Source organism: Firmicutes bacterium HGW-Firmicutes-1 (assembly GCA_002841625.1).
In the GTDB taxonomy this organism is placed as follows: domain Bacteria; phylum Bacillota; class Clostridia; order Lachnospirales; family Vallitaleaceae; genus HGW-1.
This window is the reverse complement of record PHAG01000007.1, coordinates 68,206-89,240: the sequence shown is the minus strand read 5'-3', so window position 1 is coordinate 89,240 and position 21,035 is coordinate 68,206. Positions and strand designations below refer to the sequence as shown.

Below are 21,035 nucleotides of genomic sequence, written 5' to 3'. Positions count from 1 at the left end.
GACTTTTTTTGATGTGAATTTTCTAAAGCATAAACAATTACCTTGTTATTCCCCTTGTATAATAACCCCTCTCTTAGTATAATTGATTTAAATATGATTGAATAGTTAAGGGAGAACATTATGATAGATTTAAGAAGCGATACCGTAACAATGCCAACCTGGGAAATGCGCGTGAGCATGTATGAAGCAGTAGTAGGCGATGATATTTACGAAGATGATCCTACCGTTAAGGAACTTGAAGATAAAGCAGCAAAGCTTGTTGGAAAAGAAGCGTCTTTATTCGTTCCCAGCGGTACCTTTGGAAATCAACTTGCACTTTTTACACATTGCAATAGAGGTGATGAAGTTATTGTTGGGGATGATTCTCATATCGTATGTCATGAAACTGGCGCTTCAGCGATTATTGCTGGTGTACAATTAAGAACTATAAATACAGAAATGGGTTATATGAATATAAATGAAATAGATGCTAAAATTAGAAAAGAAGAAAATATCCATTACCCCAAAACAGCTCTCATTTGCTTAGAAAATGCTTACTCTAATGGAAGAGTTCTTCCTCTTTCCTATATGAAAGAAGTACATAATATGGCAGAAAAGCATTCTGTACATGTCCATCTAGATGGTGCACGAATTTTCAATGCAGCTACTTACCTTAAGGTAGCTCCAACCGAGATTACTCAATACTGTGATTCTGTTATGTTTTGTCTCTCTAAAGGACTATGTGCTCCTGTTGGTTCCATCCTAGCTGGATCAAAATCTTTTATAGAAAGAGCTAGAAAAAACAGAAAAATTATGGGTGGCGGTTTAAGACAAGTTGGCGTCCTCGCTGCACCTGCGCTCGTCTCCTTAGATAGAATGATTCCGCGATTATATCAGGATCACGCCTTGGCCTTAAAACTAGGTGAAGCATTGAATAAAATTGATGGCGTCCAAGTATTCCTTGATGATATCCATATTAACATGGTCTTCTTTACACTTCCTGAACGCATTCAACCTGATCAATTGGTGTCATTTTTTCTTGAAAATCATATAAAAATAAATGGCCCAGAAAATGGAATCTGGAGATTTGTTACTCATAATGATGTCAAAGAAGCTGACATCGAAAATGTTATTGATTTGCTGGCTTCCTATTAAAAGACGTACTAAAGATAGCGAAAGCAAGCTACTACCCTTAACATCTCTATGATATTTTAATCAAGTACTATCTGATTAAACTAAATTTTGTTTCATTAAAGAAGTCCCCATTATTCGTAGGGGACTTCAGTTGTTGACAATTTAATTAACTATAAATTAGCAAAACAGAGATAAAAGCATTTTTTCTTCTATATAAATATAAAAGGCAGTAAGTGTTCATTTTTCGCCAGACCGGCCGAAGGGTAAGGCCAGAAAAATGAACACTTACTGCCCAATAATGTATACACCTATCAGAAAAAATGCTTTTATCGACAGTCTGATCACCAACTATAACTGGTACACTTGTATTTAATCACTTTATATACCTGATAAATAAATACCGCAATATTAGAATCTCATTTTTATGTAGGCGTTAATCTATATAAGTTCTTTTTTATTGAAAATCAAAACATAAACTTCAACCATAAAGAATAAAACCAAGCAAATAATACTTGTCATAATTACTGTAGGATATTGCTTAGAAAACCCACTTTCTGATAAATGCTTTAATAATATCCCTGCATAAGCCCATATAATAACAAGCCCATAAGCCATATCTTTATTTCTCAATGTTGTAGCAATACCAATTGCAGCTCCAACCAAAAGTATCATTACAGTCCAAGTCTGTTCTGGTAATCCAAACCCATCCCAACCTATGCTAACTAGAAGTGTGGTGACGTTTGCAATTGTTGCTACTGTAATCCAACCGAAATACACACTAAAAGGCAACCTAACAAAAAATTTTTCTCTGCTTATAAGCTCTGCTTTATTTATTTCTTTGTTAATGAAAATTAAACAACCTAATATTATGATCATCAGAACCATAGATACAGCTATCACTTGGTAATGCCAAGAGAAAATCCACACTGCATTTGCAATTGATGAGATGGAAAAACAAACTCCAACTCTATTCAATAAGTCTGACTTATTCGAACCTTGAAAAACCCCAAGCTGATAAAGTGTATAACCCGCAAGCAATAGATAAATGAGCCCCCATATAGCAAATGTTATACCAGCTGGTGCAAATAGATTTTTATAGTAATCAGATACTTGACCAGTTCCTATTCCATTAATTGGAATACTATTTGCCAGTGCATTTACAAGAATCATTGCCAAAAACGTTATAGAAACAAATACTTTTATAAATAAACTCGTTTTATTAGTAGTCATTTTTATTCCTCCTCCATTCTAATTATCATTGAATCACAAAATAGTAGGAATTCAATAAATATTGTTGATTGTATTTAACCGTCATTTTCCACAATAGATTTCTTATCGTCTTAACCGATGTTAAACCTTGTTTATAGCTTTCAATGCTTTTGAAAAAACTGTCTTTTTCTTTATCTGAAGCAATATCTTTAAAGTACCCCCAAATATGCTGCGCAGCATTTATGGAACCCCCTACATTACTTTCCTTTTCTAATGCCCCTTCTACTAAATTATAAAAAGAAATAGCAGGATAATCATTTTTATTACGTAGCAGTTTTCGTATTTCCACATAATCTAGATGTGAATTTTCAAGAATTTTATATTTGTACTTACTCCATTCCAACTCAAGTGCTTTTATGTTCTTATCAACAGAAGTACAATTTATGCATTTGACAGCTGAGAGATTTTTATCCTTAACCTCAAGCATTATATCTAGGTCACTTCTATCAATGTTATCATAAAATTCCATAAATTCATTTATATAAATAGTACTAGAATGTGATCCGGCCTTCTTGAATGGATCTTGTTGAGAATAATGGATTTTCTGTTGGCCATCCTTTCCCTTCCAAGTCTTTCTACACTCATTAATCCAATATAAATCGCTCATTTCTTTGTTAGAAGGATTTATTTTATTATGAAGATTATCAAAAACAACAGGAGCACTTAAGGCTGTACCTATTTCCAGTACGTCACTTATATTATAGGATTTATCATCATTTTCTATGATGAGTCGTTGCTTTACCGAGTCCTGCAAATGGTGATAATTCGTTATAAATCTCTTAATGGCTTCCGCTTTATCATTGTAGATGCCTCCGATATGCAAAACAATTTTATGGTTAGGTCCTACACCAAGACTTTCCAGCACTTGAGTGTGATAATTCAAATCATCAATCGCCCTCTTTACCACTTCAATATGAGGGGAGTTCAGCACTGTATATTGCCCTGGATGCATAGAAAGCCTAATTCCATTCTGTTGTGCTTTGTTCCCGATTTCTTGAAATTGATCTGCGAATATATTCCACCAAGGAAGATTATTCGCAGGACTTGATCCAAATGGTATTAAATCCGAACTAATTCTAAACAACTTTATATTGTTTTCAATATTATAATCAATTATTTTTTCTAGAGAATTCAAGTTGTAGGCAATTAATTCCACCAGTTTTTCTTTGCTCACATTTTTAAGAATGCAACTTTTTTGATCAGTTCCTAGTACTCCAACCGTTAGGCACGCATATCCTATGCTCATTGTCTAACTCCTCTCTCATCTTTTCATTTTTCTATATGTATTTATTTAATCACTTTTCCATTTTTATTGCAAACGAAATGTTTTTATGTAGTATATCCTTTTGTAGCTATATGCTATAATATTAATAATTTACATAATTGGAGGAGCAGATATGACTATACAACTTCAAAATAATCATTTAATCGTTTTGGTGTCAGAAAAAGGTGCAGAACTCTCAAGCATAAAAAGCATTGATACTGGGCTTGAATACTTGTGGCAAGGGAATTCAACCTATTGGGGAAGACAAGCACCCGTACTGTTCCCAATTATTGGACGTTTGATCAATGATCAATACCTAATTGATGAACAAATCTATCCTATGGGACAACACGGCTTTGCACGTGATTACACTTTTAGGATTAGCTCTCAAAGTGACACAAACGTCAGTTTATGCTTAACCTCTGATTCCACTACAAAAGCCATATATCCTTATGACTTTAACTTAACCATTACTTATAAACTAGAAGAAAATACAGTAACTGTAACTTACTTAGTTGAAAATCCAAACGTGAAGGAAATGATGTACTTTTCAATAGGTGGTCATCCTGGCTTCAATGTTCCTATTACTGAAGACACAAAATTCGAAGATTATTACCTTGCAATATCACCAACACTCTCAAGAACGATAATCCCATTGAAGGGACCTTATTTAGATACCTCAAATAAATTTCTAACACAAACCACTGCTAATCTTGCTCTAAATAGAAACTTATTTGACAATGACGCCATCATTTATGAAACAAAAGGAAGGAATGTTTTTTCAATACAATCAGATAAAACAGAGCATTCTATTTCCTTCACCCTAGATGATTTCCCTTATGTCGGTATATGGTCACCTCCAAAAAAGGATGCTCCATTTGTATGCATTGAACCTTGGTTTGGTATTGCCGATGAAGTGACTGCTAGTGGTCAATTAAAAGAAAAGCTAGGTATTCAATCACTTGAAGCAATGGGTACCTTTTCAGCTCATTACTCAATCACCATAAAGTAGTCATTCACAAATATATACTTACATTCATAATATAATGCCCGACATTCAGCAACTGTCGGGCATTATATTATGAATGGTATGAACTCCTAGAATTCAGTACGCGCACTATTCAAATTTTTATCCTCTAACCTTGTCGTAGTTCCTTTAATATTTGTTCAACCTCTGCATCAGAAATGACAATACCTCTTTTCTGATAGTCATGCTTAATCGCGTGTTTTCCCGAATGCTTACCTAAAACAATTTTTCTATGTCTTCCAAATATCTCAGGAGAGATTTCTTCATAGGTTAATATGTCTTTTAATAAGCCATCCACATGAATACCTGCTTCATGGGAGAAAACCTCCTTGCCAACAATAGGTTTGGAATCTTGAACCTTTCGCCCCGAATACTTTTCAACCATTTTAGATACCGTCATAATTTTCTTCATCTTCATTTTCTCTTCACAACCTTCAACATAGCGAATTGCTGTAACAATTTCTTCTAATGGCGTATTTCCTGCCCTTTCCCCTAGTCCGTTGACACTGCAACTAATATATCCAGCTCCCCCTTTGTAGGCCGCTAACGCGTTCGCAGTTCCCATTCCTAGATCATTGTGCCCATGAAAATCAATATCTACACCAATCTCTTCTTTAATAGAGCGAATAATATGATAGGTAGAAAAAGGGTCTAGTCGACCAACCGTATCTGCATATCGTACTCTATGAGCACCCTGGCTAACAGCCTCTTTATAAAGTTGAATCAAAAAATTCAACTCTGTTCTCGAAGCATCCTCTGCTCCTACTGAAACTTTACATCCTTTTTCTATAGCAAAGGAAATCGTTTCATTCATTCTTTTTATGAGCTCTTTTCGGGTAATTCCTAGCTTTTTCTGCATATGAAGATCTGATGCTGGAACAGTGATATGAAGTTGCTGTACCCCTGTCTCTATAGACAGTTTAACATCAGAAATTGACATCCTATTCCATACCAATAACTCAGAGGATAAGTGAAGTTCATTGATTTCTCGAATAACTTCCCTTTCTCTCGCACTCATAGCAGGTATTCCTACCTCGATAATATCTACACCCAAATCAGCAAGTGCTACTGCAATCTTAAGTTTCTCATCTTTCGCAAAAGAAACGCCCGCTGTCTGTTCCCCATCTCTTAAGGTTGTATCAACAATATAAAGCCTGGACATAAAGCCACTCTCCTTCTTTTTAATGCTTAAAAAACAATTTTAATAGAAGCAATGGAATTAGTAATAAGAATAGCTGAACAGCAGCCAAAGCGACCGCTTGCATAACATCATATTGATATAACGAAAAAATTCTTGTTGTTATCGTCTGCGTTTTTCCAACCATATTACCTGCTAACATAATTGTTGCACCAAATTCCCCTGCCGCTCTCAGGCAACAAAGAATGATCCCTGCAAATATAGCCTTTATATTTATTGGTATATAAAACTTACACAAAAGAATCCCGTCTCCTGCCCCAAATACTTTTGCGGCTTCTATTACTTCCGTTTCTACAGTATCAAATCCATTTTTAACAATTTGAATAAAAAATGGCATACATATAAAAACTTGAACTAGTACAATTGCAAAAAAAGTAAAGGGTAATTGAATGCCCCATTGGTCTAACTTTTCGCCTATTATTCCATGCTTTCCAAATGTCATTAACAAGGCAAGACCAGCGACAGATGGAGGTAAAACTAGCGGTATAAAGGTAATGATCTCAATCAAATTATAAAAAACACCTTTATGGATAGCTAGCATATATGCTACAGGAATACCGATGATACATACGATACTTACAGAAATTAGGATGGAGAAAAAAGTTGTTTTAAGAGCAGAAAATGTATCTCCTGTTGCTACAAGCTTATTCAGATTCTCAGTGGAAACATTTGCAATCATCGCATATAAAACGCTTATAATACCTATAAAATTAACCAATACTACCGACCATAACATGAGGTAAGTAATGTTTAATTTTTTAAAAGATAACTCCTTTTTTGGTTGAAGGAAAAATTTTGATTCCTCCAGCGTAACTCCACTTCTTTCCACAACATATCAACTCCCAACTGCCCTACTCGGGTAAGATAAAACCATATTTAAGCAAATAATCTTGCCCTTCTTTACCAAGAACATACGCAACAAACTTATCGGCCATTCTTTTATTCTTGCTATTTTTTAACGTTGCCAATTCATAGGTTGCTTTAGGATTATAAGCTTTTGGAATATCTATACCATAGACCCATTTGTTATTTAAAGACGTAAAATCTGTAGCATACACAACCCCAACATCTGCTTCACCCATTTCAACCTTTATAGCTACAGCCTTCACCGAATTTTCCATTGATACTACATGATCCATGAAAAGCTCTTTGTAATTTTCTCCATAGAGTCCTTCGGCCTCAATTTTGTCTAACATCTCAACTGTGTATTTCCCAACAGGTAGATTGGGTTCTCCAATAATAACTTTGATGCCCTCTTGGAGTACATCTTCCATAGATTTAACATCAAAGTTTGAATCTTTGTAAATCATGAATGCCAATTGATTATGTGCAAATACCTTAACAGCTTCTTCTTTTATGTATCCCTCATCTAAGAGTTCAAGTATAGCCGATTCACTGGCAGATACAAAAATATCAGCCTCTATACCTTCTTTGATTTGAGGTAATAATGTTGTGGTTCCTGCAAAGGTAAATTGAAGATCTATATCTGTATATTGTGCCTCAAACCCTTTTTCTAGCTCAGTATAAACCTCTGTAAGACTCGCAGCCGCTAAGATCGTTAATTTTGTTTTTTTCTCCTCTTGCGAACAACCTATTAAGCTGATACAAGTAAGTAATAACCCTAATGCTATAAAAATTATTTTTGCTTTTTTTAATACCATACTTTATCCACCTTATAAATTAATAACCCTTATAGTAATAATCGTTCTACAAGATTTCCTTCTTCTAGTGCATCTAGTATTTCTTCGACATCTTGAACTGTTACTTTTCCATACCATATTTGGTCTGGATAAATGATTACAACAGGGCCCATAGTACAAAGTCCAAGACAACCAGTGTTCGTCACCAATACTTCTGAGTCCAAATCTCGATCCTGTATCTCTTCTACAAAGGCTTGGATAATTTCCTTTCCTTTTTGTTGAACACAAAAACCCTTATTTTCTCCTGTTAATCTAGAACTTGTGCATACGAAAATATGATGTTTAGGTTTTTCCATCTTTCATTACCTCCAAACAATTTTTTTTATTAAGTTCATATTTCATGGTATTACTACCCTATTTGTTTTTTCCCACATAGTGTTCCAACTGCATCTGCACGACACTGCTTGCAATGATACATTTGAGTTACATACTTTTCACATTTTTTTCTAACCAATAAAAGCTCTGTAGCTGATGGTTTAGGAAATTCTGCGAAGGCTGTGTTTTCTGTTGGTATAAGTGGCATAATATTTGTCATGGCTACCCCTAAAGTTGCTGCTCTTTCAACAACCTTATCAATATGATTATCATTTAAACCCTTGATATAAACAATATTTACTTTCACCATAACATTGTTTTGGCATAGCTTTTCTAGAGCTTCAAACTGTCTTTTTACAATTATTTCTCCTGCTTCAATACCCGTATAACGCTTTCCATCTAAATCAATGAATTTATATATTTGGGCAGCTACCTCTGGATAAATAGTATTGATTGTAATCGTGATATGCGAAACCCCTAATTGGATCACCTCATCAATATGTTCATATAAAGCCAATCCATTGGTTGATAAACAAAAAATTGCAGTAGCGTCATATTCTTTAATGAGCTCAATGGTCTCTTTGACTTCCTCAAAATTTGCCATGGCATCTCCTGGTCCTGCAAAACCTACTACTGTTAATTTATCATACTTTAATTTTTCTTCTTTATATCGTTCAAAGGACTGCTTTGGTGACATAATCATACTGGTAACTCCTGGTCTACTTTCATTTTGGCAATCGTATTTTCTATTGCAATAATTGCACTGCACATTACATTTTGGTGCAACTGGGAGATGCATCCTCGCATAATCTATTGCATCCGGATTATAGCAGGGATGCTTTGCTGTTTTTTCCTTTAATTCTGAAGACATGAATTGTTTGTTTAAAGGCGTATTATTATTGCATTTTAACATCGGTTATCCTCCCTTTTCACAAGATTAATCCTTCATTTACAAAATATTTGTTATACATTTTATCACGATAGGCCTCATGCTTCTTATCGATTAGCGTATTGGTTATTTGATCTAAAAATCTTAAGCTTCCTTCATATCCTATGAAAAGTTGTCTAGAAGCCCCAATATTGTCATGTATAGGAAAACCAATTCGCACTAACGGAATATTTTCTTTTTCTTTCATAAATTTACCATCTGAATTTCCAATCAATAGATTTGCCTTTTGCTCTATAGCTTTTTTTTGTATACTTTCAAAGTCACAGTCCTTTAAAATGATAGGCTTATACTGATATTTAACAAGTAGCTTTTCTAACTGATCTTCCAATGGATTTGTATCAGTACCTGTGGCAATAACAACAGGCTCAATACCATTTTCAATACATAAGTTGCTTACTGCATAGATCAGTTCTGGATTGCCATAAATCACGGATCTACCTTCACGATTTAATTTATGAGAATCAATCATCGCATCTAGCATACGACCCCTAGCTTTTTTCAACTCCTCTGGCACTTGCTTGTCGAAAATATTGGAAATAGCTTCAAGAAATAAATCTGTTCCTTTCAATCCAATTGGCAACGGACAGGAATAAAGAGGTACACCAAAGTTTTCTTCTAAATATCGCCCTGACGATAAGCCTACTGGCGTCATCCAACCGAACTCAATCGTTGCAATGGCAGCTGACATTCTTTTAAGCTGTGATTTCGTTGTGCCTCCCTCTGTTTTTCTATCAAAACCCTTTTTATAAGGAGCATCTAAGGTTTCTGATATGTCCGGAAAAATGGTATATTCCACTTCAAACAAGTTTAGAATCCTTTTAAGCTCTCTGATATCTGCTGGTGTCAAATCAGTCACGATCACATTAATGTGTTTGGTTTTCACTTTGGGTTCCTTTGCATAAAACTCTACTATTTTTTTGAGAGCAACAAAATATCCATTATATTCACTTGCTGCATATCCCGGAGTGGGAACTGGTATGATATCAATTCCTTTAAGTTCACTTGCAATACCACTTTCCTTTATGATATGTGTAATATCTTCACCTATGGTTTCTGCTAAGCAAGTAGTTAATACACCTATGACCTTCGGGTTATAAATTGCTGCAACATTTTTAAGACCTTGAACTAGGTTGGCGGCACCTCCGTAAACAGTACCTTGCTCACTTAAGGAAGAAGAGGCTATATCTATAGGTTCATTAAAATGAGTTGCAATATGGCGCCTTATATAGGTACTACAGCCTTGAGAACCGTGAATGAGTACCATACTGTCTTCAATACCCTCAAAAGCCAGAGATGCTCCCATTGGCATGCACATTTTACAAGGGTTCACATTTAAATTAACGAAGCTTCTTGACTTTGATTGGACCATATGGACTACTCCCCTTTCAAATTTTATATATTTATTTCCAATGTTACAAAGCTTCCGCATTAGGTTAAGTAATCCCACACTGGGCTATTGACCGTTAAGTCTACTTCTTGAGCAAAATTAATTGCACCTTCAAAACCCGCTAATGCATGCTTTCTTTCATGATTATGGTCAATAAATGCGATTCCTAGTTTGTAAGCAAGGGGTCTTTCCTTTACACCACCTACAAGAATGTCAGCACCTTTTTCAAGTATAAATTTTTGCAATTCATTTGGATTGGTATCATCGAGTATGACTGTACCCTGTTTGGTCAAGCTTCGTATCATTTCATACTCCTCCTGATCGCCTGTTTGCGTACCAATTACAACTGTATCTATACCTAAATTGTTGAATTGCTTTATAAGTGCTATTGCCTTAAATCCACCACCAACGTAGATAGCCGCTTTATGTCCTTTCACCTTTTTACGATATTGATCTAATACGTCATTTACTTCAGTTAGTTTTCTTTCAATAAGTTTTTCTGTTCTTATGATAATATCAGTATTGCCTAGCAGATTGGCTATTTTCCTTAACGCACTTACAGTCTCATCAACTCCAAGAAACCGCACTTTATCAAACGGAATTTGATAAGCACTTTCCATTTGCTTGGCCAAATAAGTCATTGATCCCGCACATTGGACAATATTCAGCTCTGCTCTTGGTGCTTGCAAAAGACTTTCATAATTTGAATCACCTGTAAGTACTGTAAGGAGTTTAACACCCATCTCATTTAGATAGCTTTTAATAATCCAAGCTTCTGCGGCTAAATTAAAATCACCTAAGTAATTAATAGAATCAGGTATTGTTTCAGCAACCTTTGTTTCTCCCATTAACTGCAAAATAGCATTACACCCAGCCTTGTACCCACTCCTTTTGTTCCCAGAAAACCCTGGTGATTTAACAGGAAGTACACGAATACCTAACTCATTCTCTGCATTTTTACAAACAGCATCAATATCATCACCTATAACCCCTACAACACAAGTAGCATAGACAAAAATTACCTTGGGATGATACTCCTCATAAGCTTCAACAATTGCCGAAGCTAGCTTTTTTTCTCCACCAAAAACAATATCTTTTTCTCTTAAATCAGTGGAAAAGCTGTTTCGATACAACTGTGAATCACTACTAAGACTACCTCTAATGTCCCAAGTATAACTTGCGCAACCAATTGGACCATGCACAAGATGTAACGCATCTGTTATAGGATTTAAGACAACTCTGGCACCACAGTAAACACATGCTCTTTGGCTTACTGCACCTGATAAGCTATTTTCATCACAGCTGATAACCATCGGTGCTTCGTTTTCTTTTTGCATAATGAATTTTTTTCTACCCTCTAATAGATTGTTTTTTTCCACCAGAATCACCACAATTCTTTTATTTTTTTACGTCTAGAGCAAGCTTATTTATAGTTTAAAATCATCTCGGGATGAAACCATCACATTAATAAACCCTTATTACTGTGCAGCAACAACCCGAAATAGATTTAACAATGATTTATTATCTATTCTCTTTTACCCTTACATAACAAGTTCAAAATCCTCTTCAAGACATTCAACATCATACTTATCTAAGAAGGCTGTGCTGATTTTTTCAATCAATCTCATAGCACCTCTGTAGCCTACAGTTGGAAAGAAGCTATGACCTACTCTATCAAGAATTGGAAACCCAATTCTTACAAGGGGAATATTTTCTGCTCTTGCAATATATTTTCCATAGGTATTCCCTATAAGCATATCTACTGGTTCGTTTTTGATCATTTGATGTAGTCCAAATAAGTCGCCTTCTATCTTTACGATACAGTCCTTTATTTCAGCTGTTTCTAATACTTCAGCTATTTCCTTATCGAAAGTTTTTCCTGGCGTACCAGTTATGATGTATTTAGGAATCATTCCAAGATCAATCACAAACTCAGTTAAAGCTAAAATGATATCTGGATCACCATAGATTGCTACCTTTTTATCATGATAATGATGATGTATATCAACCATTAAATCCACTAGCTGTCCTCTTTCAACTTCTAATTCCTTAGAAACAGATCCTCCAGTTAGTTCTAATAGATTCATGATCATAGCATCTGTAGCTTTAATACCAATTGGTGTTTTTAAAATATATGGGTTGATATCACATTGCTTTTCAAGCGTAAATGCTGCATCTTGTGAGGCATAAGAACCCAATGCTAAAGTTGCAATTGAATTACCTGAATCTTTAATATCCGCAACTGTTGTACCACCACTCGGATACATTTCATATCTACCTGTATTTGGCGTATTTACAACCTCACTGGTATCTGGATACATAATAAATTCTACCTTCAGTTCTTTAGCGATACGTTTTATTTCTTTCATATCACTAGGTTCTACGAAACCAGGAAAAATGTTGATTTTTCCATTTGATTTATCTTCTTCCTTAACTGCCAATTGGCTAACCATGGACTTGCACATATTAGAAAAACCTGTAATATGAGAACCTTGATAGCTTGGGGTACTCGCATATATTACTGTTTTACCCTCAGGAATTTTGGCATCCCTAACAATTTCACCTACATCATCACCAATTGTCTCCGACAAGCAGGTAGTATTGATAGCAACAACATCTGGATTATAAACATTAAATATATTTGTTAGACCTTGTGTTAAATTTGACTTCCCACCGAATACACAAGAGCCTTCTGTAAAGGAACTTGTTGATGCGATGATTGGATCCCTATAATGTCTTGTTAGGTGCATTCTATGAAAGGAGCAACAACCTTGTGACCCATGGCTATGTGGTAAACACTTGTTAATCCCTAAGGCTGCATACATAGCTCCTAAAGGTTGACAAGTTTTAGCCGGATTAATTGTAAGTCCTGTTCTTTCAATTTGCTCTTTTGGTGTAGCATTTAACATACTTGATCAACTCCCATCTTACCTGTAATAGTTGGTTCTTTCTTCCAAGGCGAAATGATATACTTCCATGCAGAAGTATTCATACCTGCAGCAATATCTTTAGCAAAGTTTACCGAACCTCTAAATCCTGCATAAGGACCTGCATAATCATAGGAATGGATTTGCTTAGAATAAACACCCATTTTCTGAACCATATACTTATCCTTGATACCTGAGCCAAACATATCTGGTTTCAAAGCCTTTACAAATTGCTCTGTTTCAAAATGGTTCAAATCATCAATAACAACGGTTCCATCTCCCATTTCATTGATCATACCTTTGTATTTACCAAGTGGAATTTCTTCTTGTAATTGTTTGTATTTTTCTTCAGAAATTCGAAGTTGATAATTGTCTTGATCTTTCTCAACTTGTATTTCTTCGATATTTCTACTATCTGCATCTATTTTTATATTAGGTATAACATCTCTACCTTCATAGTCATCCCTATGACCAAATTCATAACCAGCTAAAATTGTTTCCATACCCAATTCTTTTAACATACCTTGGAAATGATGTGCACGAGATCCACCCACAAATAACATTGCTGTCTTTCCTTCACACATTTTTTTATAATGTAGAATATCCTGTTCAATTTCAGCAATCTCCTCAGCAATAACTTGTTCTGTCCTTTTTATAAGCTCTTCATCTCCAAAATACTTCGCAATATCTCTTAAGGATTTACTCATAGATTCAATACCGATAAAATTCACTTTAATCCAAGGCAAACCATATTTTTTTTCAATCATTTCTGCAATATAATTAATAGAACGATGACATTGAACAATGTTTAAATCTGCCTTATGCGCTGCAGCAATTTCATCATAAACTGAATTACCAGTCATAGAAGTGACGACATGATAGCCAATCTTATTCATGACTCTGGATATTTCCCACTCATCTCCACCTATGTTATATTCACCTAACATATTGATTGAATAAGCCTTTGCTTCATAGGTTTCATTTTTACCAATCACTTCTGACATTAATTTGTTGTTGGCAATATGATGCCCTGCAGATTGGCTAACACCTTTATAACCTTCACAGCTAAAAGCTAAAACAGGTATACCATATTTTTGCGTAGCTTGTTTTGCTATTTGATGTATGTCGTCACCAATCAAACCTACTGGACATGTTGCACTAATGGAGATCGCTTTCGGATGAAATAATTCAACAGCTTCATCTATAGCTTTTATAAGTTTCTTTTCTCCACCAAAAACAATATCGCTTTCACCTAGATCTGTACTAAACGAATATTCTAGGAAGTTTTGACCGCCTTCTCTGGTTCTTCCTTTATTTCTTCTTGTTCCCCAAGTGTAATAAGAGCAACCAATTGGACCATGAACGATATGCAGCATATCAATAATTGGCCCAATAACAACACCTTTACATCCAGCGTAGGCACAACCCCTATTGGTAATAATTCCTGGTATTGTTCTTGTATTCGCATCAATTTCTTGGGTTTTTCCTGTATCTCTAATCACGGTGTGACTCTTTCTGTTTTTCATAACTTTTGCAGGATAAGAATCTAACACCTTCTCAACAACTTTATTTATATTTTGCGGCATAATTATCACCTCTTTCTAAGTCATAATGACCACCCTTCGCTTAAGCTGATGGTCTAAATGGTTTGAGTTATACTGCTTCATCACCAGTTTCACCGGTTCTAATTCTAATCGTTTCTGAAATTGGGCAAATAAATATTTTACCATCACCCATATTACCTGTTTGATTTGCATCAATAATAGCCTTTACCGCACTATCTACCTCACCATCTAAAACAACCATCATAATCATTCTTTTTGTAATCAAACGATGACCTTCCGTTATAGATTCCATTAAGGCTGGTGCTTGAATATCATGTCCCTCAAGTAATTCTTGAATGATTTCAAAATTAACAGCTTTTTTCCCACGACCAGATACCTTTCTACAAGTTACTGCAGGAAACCCTGCTTCTGATAGAGCCTTTTTTGTATCATTCACTTTGTTCATTCTGATTATTGCTGATATTTCTTTCATAAGGTTCACTCCCTATTTTGATTTGCGTTTATTAAAGTTCCTTTACACCTGTACTAATGGTATAAGCCTCTTCAACATCAGTAACAAATATTTTACCATCTCCAAATGTTCCATTTCCTGTCTTAGCTGTTTTCTTGATGATGCTTACTACTTCTTCTTTTGCCTCATCATCTTTTACTACGATCATTAAAATCTCTTTTGGTATTTCATCGTAATGGATATCTCCAACCTTTACACCACGTTGCTTACCTCTACCTACAACATCAATTTTCGTTACTGCTGGGTACCCTGCATCGGATAATTCCTTCATTATTTCTGTTGCTTTTTCTGGTCGAACAATGGCTCTAATCATTTTCATGGCATTCACTCCTATATTAGTTTGTATTTTTTATTATGGCTTAGCTTTATACTTTATATTGTTTAGGTCTTCTTTTGGTTAGGTCTTATATTATTTTGATTTATTTTGTCTTGATTTATTTTAATTCTCTTTGATTTTAGTGTATATGGGATAGGCATTATATACGTATAGATTGCTTAATCCCATTCATTATGTTAAAATATACTGGCACTATGTGCCTATGGAACTTGGGATGCTGACTCCTCATGGGGCGTCCAACCTTATATGATCAGTCGAGCATTCCATATTCCATTAGTATTTCTTCTAATCTTTCTTGAGCCATTGGTTTCGGTATCACAAACATTTGATTGTTGTCAATATTTCTAGCTAATGTTCTATATTCATCTGCTTGAGCTTCTTCAGGCAAATACTCTATAACCGTCTTTCTGTTAATCTCCGCTCTTTGTACAACATTATCACGAGGTACAAAATGAATCAGTTGAGTACCTAATTCTTTAGCAAATGCTTCAAGCATTTCTAGCTCATTATCCACTTTTCTAGAGTTACAAATGATACCACCTAATCTTGTTCCCCCTGTATTTGCATATTTTTGTATACCCTTACTGATGTTATTGGCCGCGTACATTGCCATCATTTCTCCTGAAGCAACAATATAAATCTCTTCTGCCTTCCCCTCTCTAATTGGCATTGCAAAGCCACCACAAACAACATCTCCTAGTACATCATAAAAAACATAATCTAAATCATCTGTATAAGCACCTAGTTGTTCTAGCATATTAATTGATGTAATGATTCCTCTTCCTGCGCAGCCAACTCCTGGTTCTGGTCCACCAGATTCAACCGCTCGTATATTTCCATATCCAATCTTTAAAATCTCATCTAGATCAATGTCTTCGCCTTCTTCTCTTAAGGTGTCTAGAACTGTTCTTTGGTGCATACCACCAAGTACTAGTCTTGTTGAGTCAGCTTTAGGGTCACAACCTACGATCATAATCTGTTTTCCCATTTCAGCTAGTGCTGCTGTAAGGTTTTGCGTTGTTGTTGATTTACCAATACCGCCTTTTCCATAAATCGCTACTTGTCTCATATAATTACCATCCTTTCAAACAATGAATTGGGTTTTAGAACCTTCCTGATAGATAAGAAAATCGGCTACTCCGAGTTAAACTCGCGTTACCTATCTGCCGCTTTTCCAATTGCTTATGCAGGACTTTCTTATCAATAAAAAAGCTCTAACAAATTCACATACTTGACGTACGTAGATTTGTTAGAGCTCCTATGCCCTCATCGATTATGGTATAAAGACAACATTATCTTTATCTAATCTATGATGCTGATGAAATTATAACATGACAATTTAAAGAAATCAAGTTTTTACAAGTTCCATTTTATTTTCTTGCATATTTTTATATGGTTAATATCACCAATCGCCACTGTTATGACTCAATAATATTATCTATTTTTTTAATATATCGGATATTTTCCGTGTTAAAATGCCTAATGTATATCAATTTCATGATATATGTTAGTAATTTCTAACAATTATTTTTTTATTTTATAAAATTATTTTTTATGAACATTGGTTTTTTTATTAATTTTGAAGCTTCAAGAAAATTTTGATTCATTTTTCAAAATATATCTTTTTATTAGCAATCTAGAATTAGAACTCAATCCTTAAGAATATTTGATTGAATTTTAACCAAATTCTAATGCTTTAAAAAATATTAATGTATATAATGAGGTTATAGACAAATGCATTATGTTTGGGAGGATGAAAAATGGAAAAATATAAATTTAGCAAACGTTCTTTTTTAGGTGTCATGATTATGTTAGTTGGTATTTGTTTGTTTTTGAATACGATGGGTATATTAGATGAAAATATCTTTGAAACCTATTGGCCAATACTCCTTATTATCTTTGGCCTTTATACCTTATTGGATCGATCAACGCGTAACTCCTTTGGCTTGATGGCTATCATAATCGGGGTGTTTTATCAATTAAAAATACTTGGATGGTTCTTTGAAGGAGTGAATATATGGGAATTCATATGGCCTACCATCATCATTTTAGTAGGAATTTGGTTTATATTTCCAAAAAGAAAACAAGCCTTCAACTTCGATACACTTAATAATACTGTGATTTTTTCAGGCGCAAATATCATTAATACCTCTCAAGATTTTAGAGGCGGAGAAGTAACAGCAATCTTTGGTGGTATGGATGTTGACCTAAGAAATTCAGTTATAACAACTAATGAACCTATTGTGATTGACGCCTTTACAGCCTTCGGAGGCATTACCTTCAAAGTGCCAGATGAATGGCGAGTAGAAATGAAAGGCTTGCCATTACTTGGTGGTTGGGATAATAAACGCAGGTCAAATGTAACTCCTAATCCATCAGCCAAGGTAGTTACTATCAAATGTTTCCTCATCTGTGGTGGCATTGAAATAAAATAAAAATATCGGCTCATACAAACATTAATTAAAAATAAAGGGACGTTCTTTATACATGACCGCAAATGCGATGTGCAATAAAGAACATCCTCTTTCTTTTTCAAATACAAATAGTATGTAATCTATTTTTTCCTATCTAACCCATCGTTAAGAAGTACGCAATAACAATCACACCTAAAACAATTCTATACCATCCAAATGCCTTGAAATCATGTTTCTTAATATATCCCATCAAGAATTTAATCGCTAATATTGAAACTACAAAGGCAACCAGCATCCCAGTCGATAATATAATAAGTTCATCTCCGGTAAATACCAAACCAAATTTCAATATTTTTACCAAACTCGCTCCAAACATAACTGGAATAGCTAAGAAAAAGGTAAATTCTGCAGCAACTGTTCGTGATGTTCCTATTAATATTGCACCAAGTATCGTCGCTCCTGATCTAGATGTACCAGGAATCAACGCCAGTACTTGAAATACACCAATTAATATTGCGGTTCTATACGTAATTTGAGAAAGCTCATTTATCCAGGGCTTTCTATTCTTACTCTCAATTACAATAAATAGAATTCCATACACGATCAAAGTAATTGCAACAGTCAAATAGTTGTAAAATAGTTCATCAATTTTATCATTAAATAGAAGACCAATTACTGCTGCTGGTAAACAAGCCGTAATAATTTTAAACCACATTGACATCGTATCTTTTTTTACAATTAACTTCTCTTTGAATTGAAAGGGCATTAGCTTCTTCCAATACAACACCACAACCGCCATGATTGCACCTAGTTGTATCACTACAAAAAACATTTCTTTAAAAGCATCACTCATGTTGAGCTGTAAAAACTCATCCACTAAAATCATATGTCCTGTACTACTGATAGGTATCCACTCCGTAAGACCTTCAACAATACCTAAAATAATCGCCTTAATAATTTCGATAAATTGCATTTAAAAATTCCTCCATTTTATGTTCTTACTTATCCTCACATCTAAACTTAGGAGTTGAACAATCTCAACTATTTCATTATTCCCTTTAAGTTATTTTATCACAGAAAGCAAAAAACATCTATATGTTCTCCTTTATAGAAAATCCTCACTATCATAGTTATCAAAAATATACGAATTTATTTCGTTGATATATTGAAAAACAATCGATTTAGTGGTAATATATAGCAGTATTATACTGTTTTTTAAATAATCGTTCCCCCTTACTCTTTTTTCTACAGTCAACTCTATTGGGAGGCAAATTCAGCTATGATCAATGACATGTTCGATTTCATTTCAGCTCCACCATATATTGCACTTTACAATACTCCTGATGGCCACTATGTGCTCGATCACCACACGAATCGTTTGTTTGAAATATCCGAGTCAGAAAGCGAGGTTTTCAGCCGATGGCTAAGTGGAACTAGTCTTACCGATCTCCAGCTTCAATTCTCGGAAATTGTATCTGAAATTAAGACAATGATTGAACGGGGCTTATTTTCATGTAATCCTCCACAATACTTGTCATTTCATGCATCTTGGCCTGAAATCATAACGCTAATCAACAGCAAAAGAGCAAAAACTCTAGTTGAAATAACCGACAAGTGTAACTTAAGATGTAAATATTGTGCGTTTGGTGGTGGTTACAGCGACCATCGTACCCATGGCAATTTGGAAATGTCCACTGTCATTCTTGAAAAGGCAATCCTAGAAGCCATCCAATGTAGTCAAGAAAGCGAACGTATATCTATTGGATTTTATGGTGGTGAACCTTTATTAGCTTTTGAAAAAATAAAGTATGCAGTATTTTTTGCTAAAACACATTCCCTTCGTCCTATAAGCTTTTCTATTACTACCAATGCAACACTCATTAATTTTGAAATAGCTCAATTTTTAAATGACCATTCATTTAACGTTTTAGTAAGTCTTGATGGTCCAAAGGATATGCATGATCGTTTTCGCCAATATCCTAATGGGACAGGTAGCTATGAGACTACGATTAATGGACTGAAAACCTTATTAGATATATATCCCTCCGAAAGACACAACTTAATTGGTCTCAATATGGTTATTCCTTCCTTGAGTTGGTTGAGCCAGCTTCATCAGCTTTGGGACCAAGAGTCTTGGCTACCAAGAAACATTCGTGCGCAAACTTCCCTTGTAGATGCTCCTGAACATTTCATTTTTGAGGAACCTCCTCATAAAGGAATTGACATGAGCCTTTACGATGAATGGTTATCAGAAATCAGAATCGAGAAAAAAAACACATTGCTCGAAAATATGTTTGATAAATCATACTTGTTTTTTCACCAACGACCTACCTTTTCAGGTCATAGGAATAGTTTTTATCCTAATGGATGTTGTGTACCCGCAGTTCAAAAACTCTATGTATCAGTCGAGGGACATTACAAAATATGTGAACGCGTTCATGGTTGCCCAAATATTGGTCATGCTCTCACAGGAATTGATCTTTTAAATATTCAGAATGTGATAGCGGAATATGCAGAAAAATCCTTCGAGGATTGTCAGTCTTGTGTTGCCATTTCTAATTGTACCTTGTGTTATCTTCATGCTTATGAAAATGGTTTGTTTAACCAAGATAAGAAAAGAATTAATTGCGAAAAGGTAAGACGTTCCTTCAACCAAAAAATCGCTGATTATATCAGTATATCAAAAACATACCCTGAGAAAATACAAGAATGGGATAATGCAACTATTTATTAATCAATAAGGAGGTGAAATAAGATGAAGGAAGTTAAGGGTAATTTTGAATCAGATGCAGTAAGAGCAACTTGTAATTGTAAGTGCAGTCAATTTGATGATCAAAACAGTACTTTTGATGGAGCAAGCAATGGTCAAACCAATGAAAATGTTTGTAGATGCAGCTGTCTATTTTCAGATGACCGCAATGAGGCATATGATGGAGCTAGCAATAGCAAGTGAGTTTTCAAATATCACTATAACTACATATATTCTGCCATACTTAAATCGATAAAAAGGTTTAAGTTTTTTTTGTTAAAAATTACATATAATATATTTGAAGGGGAGA

The 21,035-nt window shown here is 34.8% G+C and carries 20 protein-coding genes; 5 read left to right on the top strand and 15 right to left on the bottom strand.

Features of this window, described 5'->3' with window-relative positions:
- Positions 1-120: 120 nt before the first annotated feature.
- The gene (locus tag CVU84_09195) at positions 121-1,134 is read left to right on the top strand and encodes a low-specificity L-threonine aldolase (protein ID PKM94681.1); all 1,014 of its coding nucleotides are present in this window, start codon (positions 121-123) and stop codon (positions 1,132-1,134) included.
- A 417-nt stretch (positions 1,135-1,551) separates the two neighbouring features.
- Here the strand turns inward: CVU84_09195 and CVU84_09190 are convergent, their stop codons facing one another.
- Both CVU84_09190 and CVU84_09185 read right to left on the bottom strand, forming a co-directional pair.
- Positions 1,552-2,343, bottom strand: a complete 792-nt coding sequence (locus tag CVU84_09190) for a lantibiotic ABC transporter permease (protein ID PKM94680.1) — start codon at positions 2,341-2,343, stop codon at positions 1,552-1,554.
- Positions 2,344-2,368: 25 nt separating this feature from the next.
- Positions 2,369-3,628, bottom strand: coding sequence for a UV DNA damage repair endonuclease UvsE (locus CVU84_09185; protein ID PKM94679.1), 1,260 nt, complete (start codon positions 3,626-3,628; stop codon positions 2,369-2,371).
- A gap of 151 nt (positions 3,629-3,779) precedes the next feature.
- Here CVU84_09185 and CVU84_09180 point away from each other — a divergent pair, with 151 nt between their 5' ends.
- Complete coding sequence (locus CVU84_09180) at positions 3,780-4,658, top strand: aldose epimerase (protein ID PKM94678.1); 879 nt, start codon at positions 3,780-3,782, stop codon at positions 4,656-4,658.
- A gap of 124 nt (positions 4,659-4,782) precedes the next feature.
- Here the strand turns inward: CVU84_09180 and aksA are convergent, their stop codons facing one another.
- From aksA to nifH, 12 genes are all read right to left on the bottom strand, one after another.
- Positions 4,783-5,835 (bottom strand): homoaconitate hydratase, encoded by a 1,053-nt coding sequence (gene aksA / locus CVU84_09175; protein PKM94677.1) that lies wholly within the window; start codon positions 5,833-5,835, stop codon positions 4,783-4,785.
- A gap of 19 nt (positions 5,836-5,854) precedes the next feature.
- Positions 5,855-6,700 (bottom strand): hypothetical protein, encoded by an 846-nt coding sequence (locus CVU84_09170; protein PKM94676.1) that lies wholly within the window; start codon positions 6,698-6,700, stop codon positions 5,855-5,857.
- Positions 6,701-6,722: 22 nt separating this feature from the next.
- Positions 6,723-7,532, bottom strand: a complete 810-nt coding sequence (gene modA / locus CVU84_09165) for a molybdate ABC transporter substrate-binding protein (protein PKM94675.1) — start codon at positions 7,530-7,532, stop codon at positions 6,723-6,725.
- 29 nt (positions 7,533-7,561) lie between these two features.
- Positions 7,562-7,867 carry a 2Fe-2S ferredoxin gene (locus tag CVU84_09160; protein ID PKM94674.1) on the bottom strand — a complete coding sequence of 102 codons (306 nt, stop codon included), beginning with the start codon at positions 7,865-7,867 and terminating at the stop codon, positions 7,562-7,564.
- Positions 7,868-7,920: 53 nt separating this feature from the next.
- Complete coding sequence (locus tag CVU84_09155) at positions 7,921-8,799, bottom strand: hypothetical protein (GenBank protein ID PKM94673.1); 879 nt, start codon at positions 8,797-8,799, stop codon at positions 7,921-7,923.
- 16 nt (positions 8,800-8,815) lie between these two features.
- On the bottom strand, positions 8,816-10,204 hold the full coding sequence (locus tag CVU84_09150; GenBank protein ID PKM94672.1) for a nitrogenase: 1,389 nt from the start codon (positions 10,202-10,204) through the stop codon (positions 8,816-8,818).
- 59 nt (positions 10,205-10,263) lie between these two features.
- Entirely contained in the window at positions 10,264-11,559 is a 1,296-nt protein-coding gene (locus CVU84_09145) for a nitrogenase iron-molybdenum cofactor biosynthesis protein NifE (GenBank protein PKM94783.1), read from the bottom strand.
- Positions 11,560-11,763: 204 nt separating this feature from the next.
- A complete protein-coding gene (gene nifK / locus CVU84_09140) occupies positions 11,764-13,131 on the bottom strand; it encodes a nitrogenase molybdenum-iron protein subunit beta (protein PKM94671.1) in 1,368 nt (455 codons plus the stop codon).
- Positions 13,125-14,735: a nitrogenase molybdenum-iron protein alpha chain gene (gene nifD / locus CVU84_09135; protein PKM94670.1), complete on the bottom strand. Its 1,611-nt coding sequence runs from the start codon at positions 14,733-14,735 to the stop codon at positions 13,125-13,127. The genes nifK and nifD overlap by 7 nt, the downstream gene beginning before the upstream one ends.
- 67 nt (positions 14,736-14,802) lie before the next feature.
- On the bottom strand, positions 14,803-15,186 hold the full coding sequence (locus tag CVU84_09130) for a P-II family nitrogen regulator (protein PKM94669.1): 384 nt from the start codon (positions 15,184-15,186) through the stop codon (positions 14,803-14,805).
- Between the two features lie 31 nt (positions 15,187-15,217).
- Complete coding sequence (locus tag CVU84_09125) at positions 15,218-15,544, bottom strand: P-II family nitrogen regulator (GenBank protein ID PKM94668.1); 327 nt, start codon at positions 15,542-15,544, stop codon at positions 15,218-15,220.
- Positions 15,545-15,812: 268 nt separating this feature from the next.
- The gene (gene nifH, locus CVU84_09120) at positions 15,813-16,631 is read right to left on the bottom strand and encodes a nitrogenase iron protein (protein PKM94667.1); all 819 of its coding nucleotides are present in this window, start codon (positions 16,629-16,631) and stop codon (positions 15,813-15,815) included.
- A 691-nt stretch (positions 16,632-17,322) separates the two neighbouring features.
- Here nifH and CVU84_09115 point away from each other — a divergent pair.
- Positions 17,323-17,997, top strand: coding sequence for a hypothetical protein (locus tag CVU84_09115; GenBank protein ID PKM94666.1), 675 nt, complete (start codon positions 17,323-17,325; stop codon positions 17,995-17,997).
- A 133-nt stretch (positions 17,998-18,130) separates the two neighbouring features.
- Here the strand turns inward: CVU84_09115 and CVU84_09110 are convergent, their stop codons facing one another.
- Positions 18,131-18,949 carry an undecaprenyl-diphosphatase gene (locus CVU84_09110; GenBank protein PKM94665.1) on the bottom strand — a complete coding sequence of 273 codons (819 nt, stop codon included), beginning with the start codon at positions 18,947-18,949 and terminating at the stop codon, positions 18,131-18,133.
- Between the two features lie 306 nt (positions 18,950-19,255).
- On the opposite strand from CVU84_09110, the gene CVU84_09105 reads away from it, so the two are divergent.
- Complete coding sequence (locus CVU84_09105; GenBank protein PKM94664.1) at positions 19,256-20,710, top strand: hypothetical protein; 1,455 nt, start codon at positions 19,256-19,258, stop codon at positions 20,708-20,710.
- Positions 20,711-20,731: 21 nt separating this feature from the next.
- Positions 20,732-20,929 carry a hypothetical protein gene (locus tag CVU84_09100; protein ID PKM94663.1) on the top strand — a complete coding sequence of 66 codons (198 nt, stop codon included), beginning with the start codon at positions 20,732-20,734 and terminating at the stop codon, positions 20,927-20,929.
- Positions 20,930-21,035 lie beyond the last annotated feature (106 nt).

Coding starts and splice junctions, on each gene's coding strand:
- nifD (PKM94670.1), bottom strand. CDS start 14,735: ATGCCGCAAAATATAAATAAAGTTGTTGAGAAGGTGTTAGATTCTTAT.
- CVU84_09125 (PKM94668.1), bottom strand. CDS start 15,544: ATGAAAATGATTAGAGCCATTGTTCGACCAGAAAAAGCAACAGAAATA.
- CVU84_09105 (PKM94664.1), top strand. CDS start 19,256: ATGATCAATGACATGTTCGATTTCATTTCAGCTCCACCATATATTGCA.
- CVU84_09190 (PKM94680.1), bottom strand. CDS start 2,343: ATGACTACTAATAAAACGAGTTTATTTATAAAAGTATTTGTTTCTATA.
- CVU84_09100 (PKM94663.1), top strand. CDS start 20,732: ATGAAGGAAGTTAAGGGTAATTTTGAATCAGATGCAGTAAGAGCAACT.
- CVU84_09130 (PKM94669.1), bottom strand. CDS start 15,186: ATGAAAGAAATATCAGCAATAATCAGAATGAACAAAGTGAATGATACA.
- CVU84_09160 (PKM94674.1), bottom strand. CDS start 7,867: ATGGAAAAACCTAAACATCATATTTTCGTATGCACAAGTTCTAGATTA.
- nifH (PKM94667.1), bottom strand. CDS start 16,631: ATGAGACAAGTAGCGATTTATGGAAAAGGCGGTATTGGTAAATCAACA.
- modA (PKM94675.1), bottom strand. CDS start 7,532: ATGGTATTAAAAAAAGCAAAAATAATTTTTATAGCATTAGGGTTATTA.
- CVU84_09185 (PKM94679.1), bottom strand. CDS start 3,628: ATGAGCATAGGATATGCGTGCCTAACGGTTGGAGTACTAGGAACTGAT.
- CVU84_09145 (PKM94783.1), bottom strand. CDS start 11,559: ATGCAAAAAGAAAACGAAGCACCGATGGTTATCAGCTGTGATGAAAAT.
- aksA (PKM94677.1), bottom strand. CDS start 5,835: ATGTCCAGGCTTTATATTGTTGATACAACCTTAAGAGATGGGGAACAG.
- CVU84_09110 (PKM94665.1), bottom strand. CDS start 18,949: ATGCAATTTATCGAAATTATTAAGGCGATTATTTTAGGTATTGTTGAA.
- CVU84_09155 (PKM94673.1), bottom strand. CDS start 8,799: ATGTTAAAATGCAATAATAATACGCCTTTAAACAAACAATTCATGTCT.
- CVU84_09180 (PKM94678.1), top strand. CDS start 3,780: ATGACTATACAACTTCAAAATAATCATTTAATCGTTTTGGTGTCAGAA.
- CVU84_09195 (PKM94681.1), top strand. CDS start 121: ATGATAGATTTAAGAAGCGATACCGTAACAATGCCAACCTGGGAAATG.
- nifK (PKM94671.1), bottom strand. CDS start 13,131: ATGTTAAATGCTACACCAAAAGAGCAAATTGAAAGAACAGGACTTACA.
- CVU84_09115 (PKM94666.1), top strand. CDS start 17,323: ATGGAAAAATATAAATTTAGCAAACGTTCTTTTTTAGGTGTCATGATT.
- CVU84_09150 (PKM94672.1), bottom strand. CDS start 10,204: ATGGTCCAATCAAAGTCAAGAAGCTTCGTTAATTTAAATGTGAACCCT.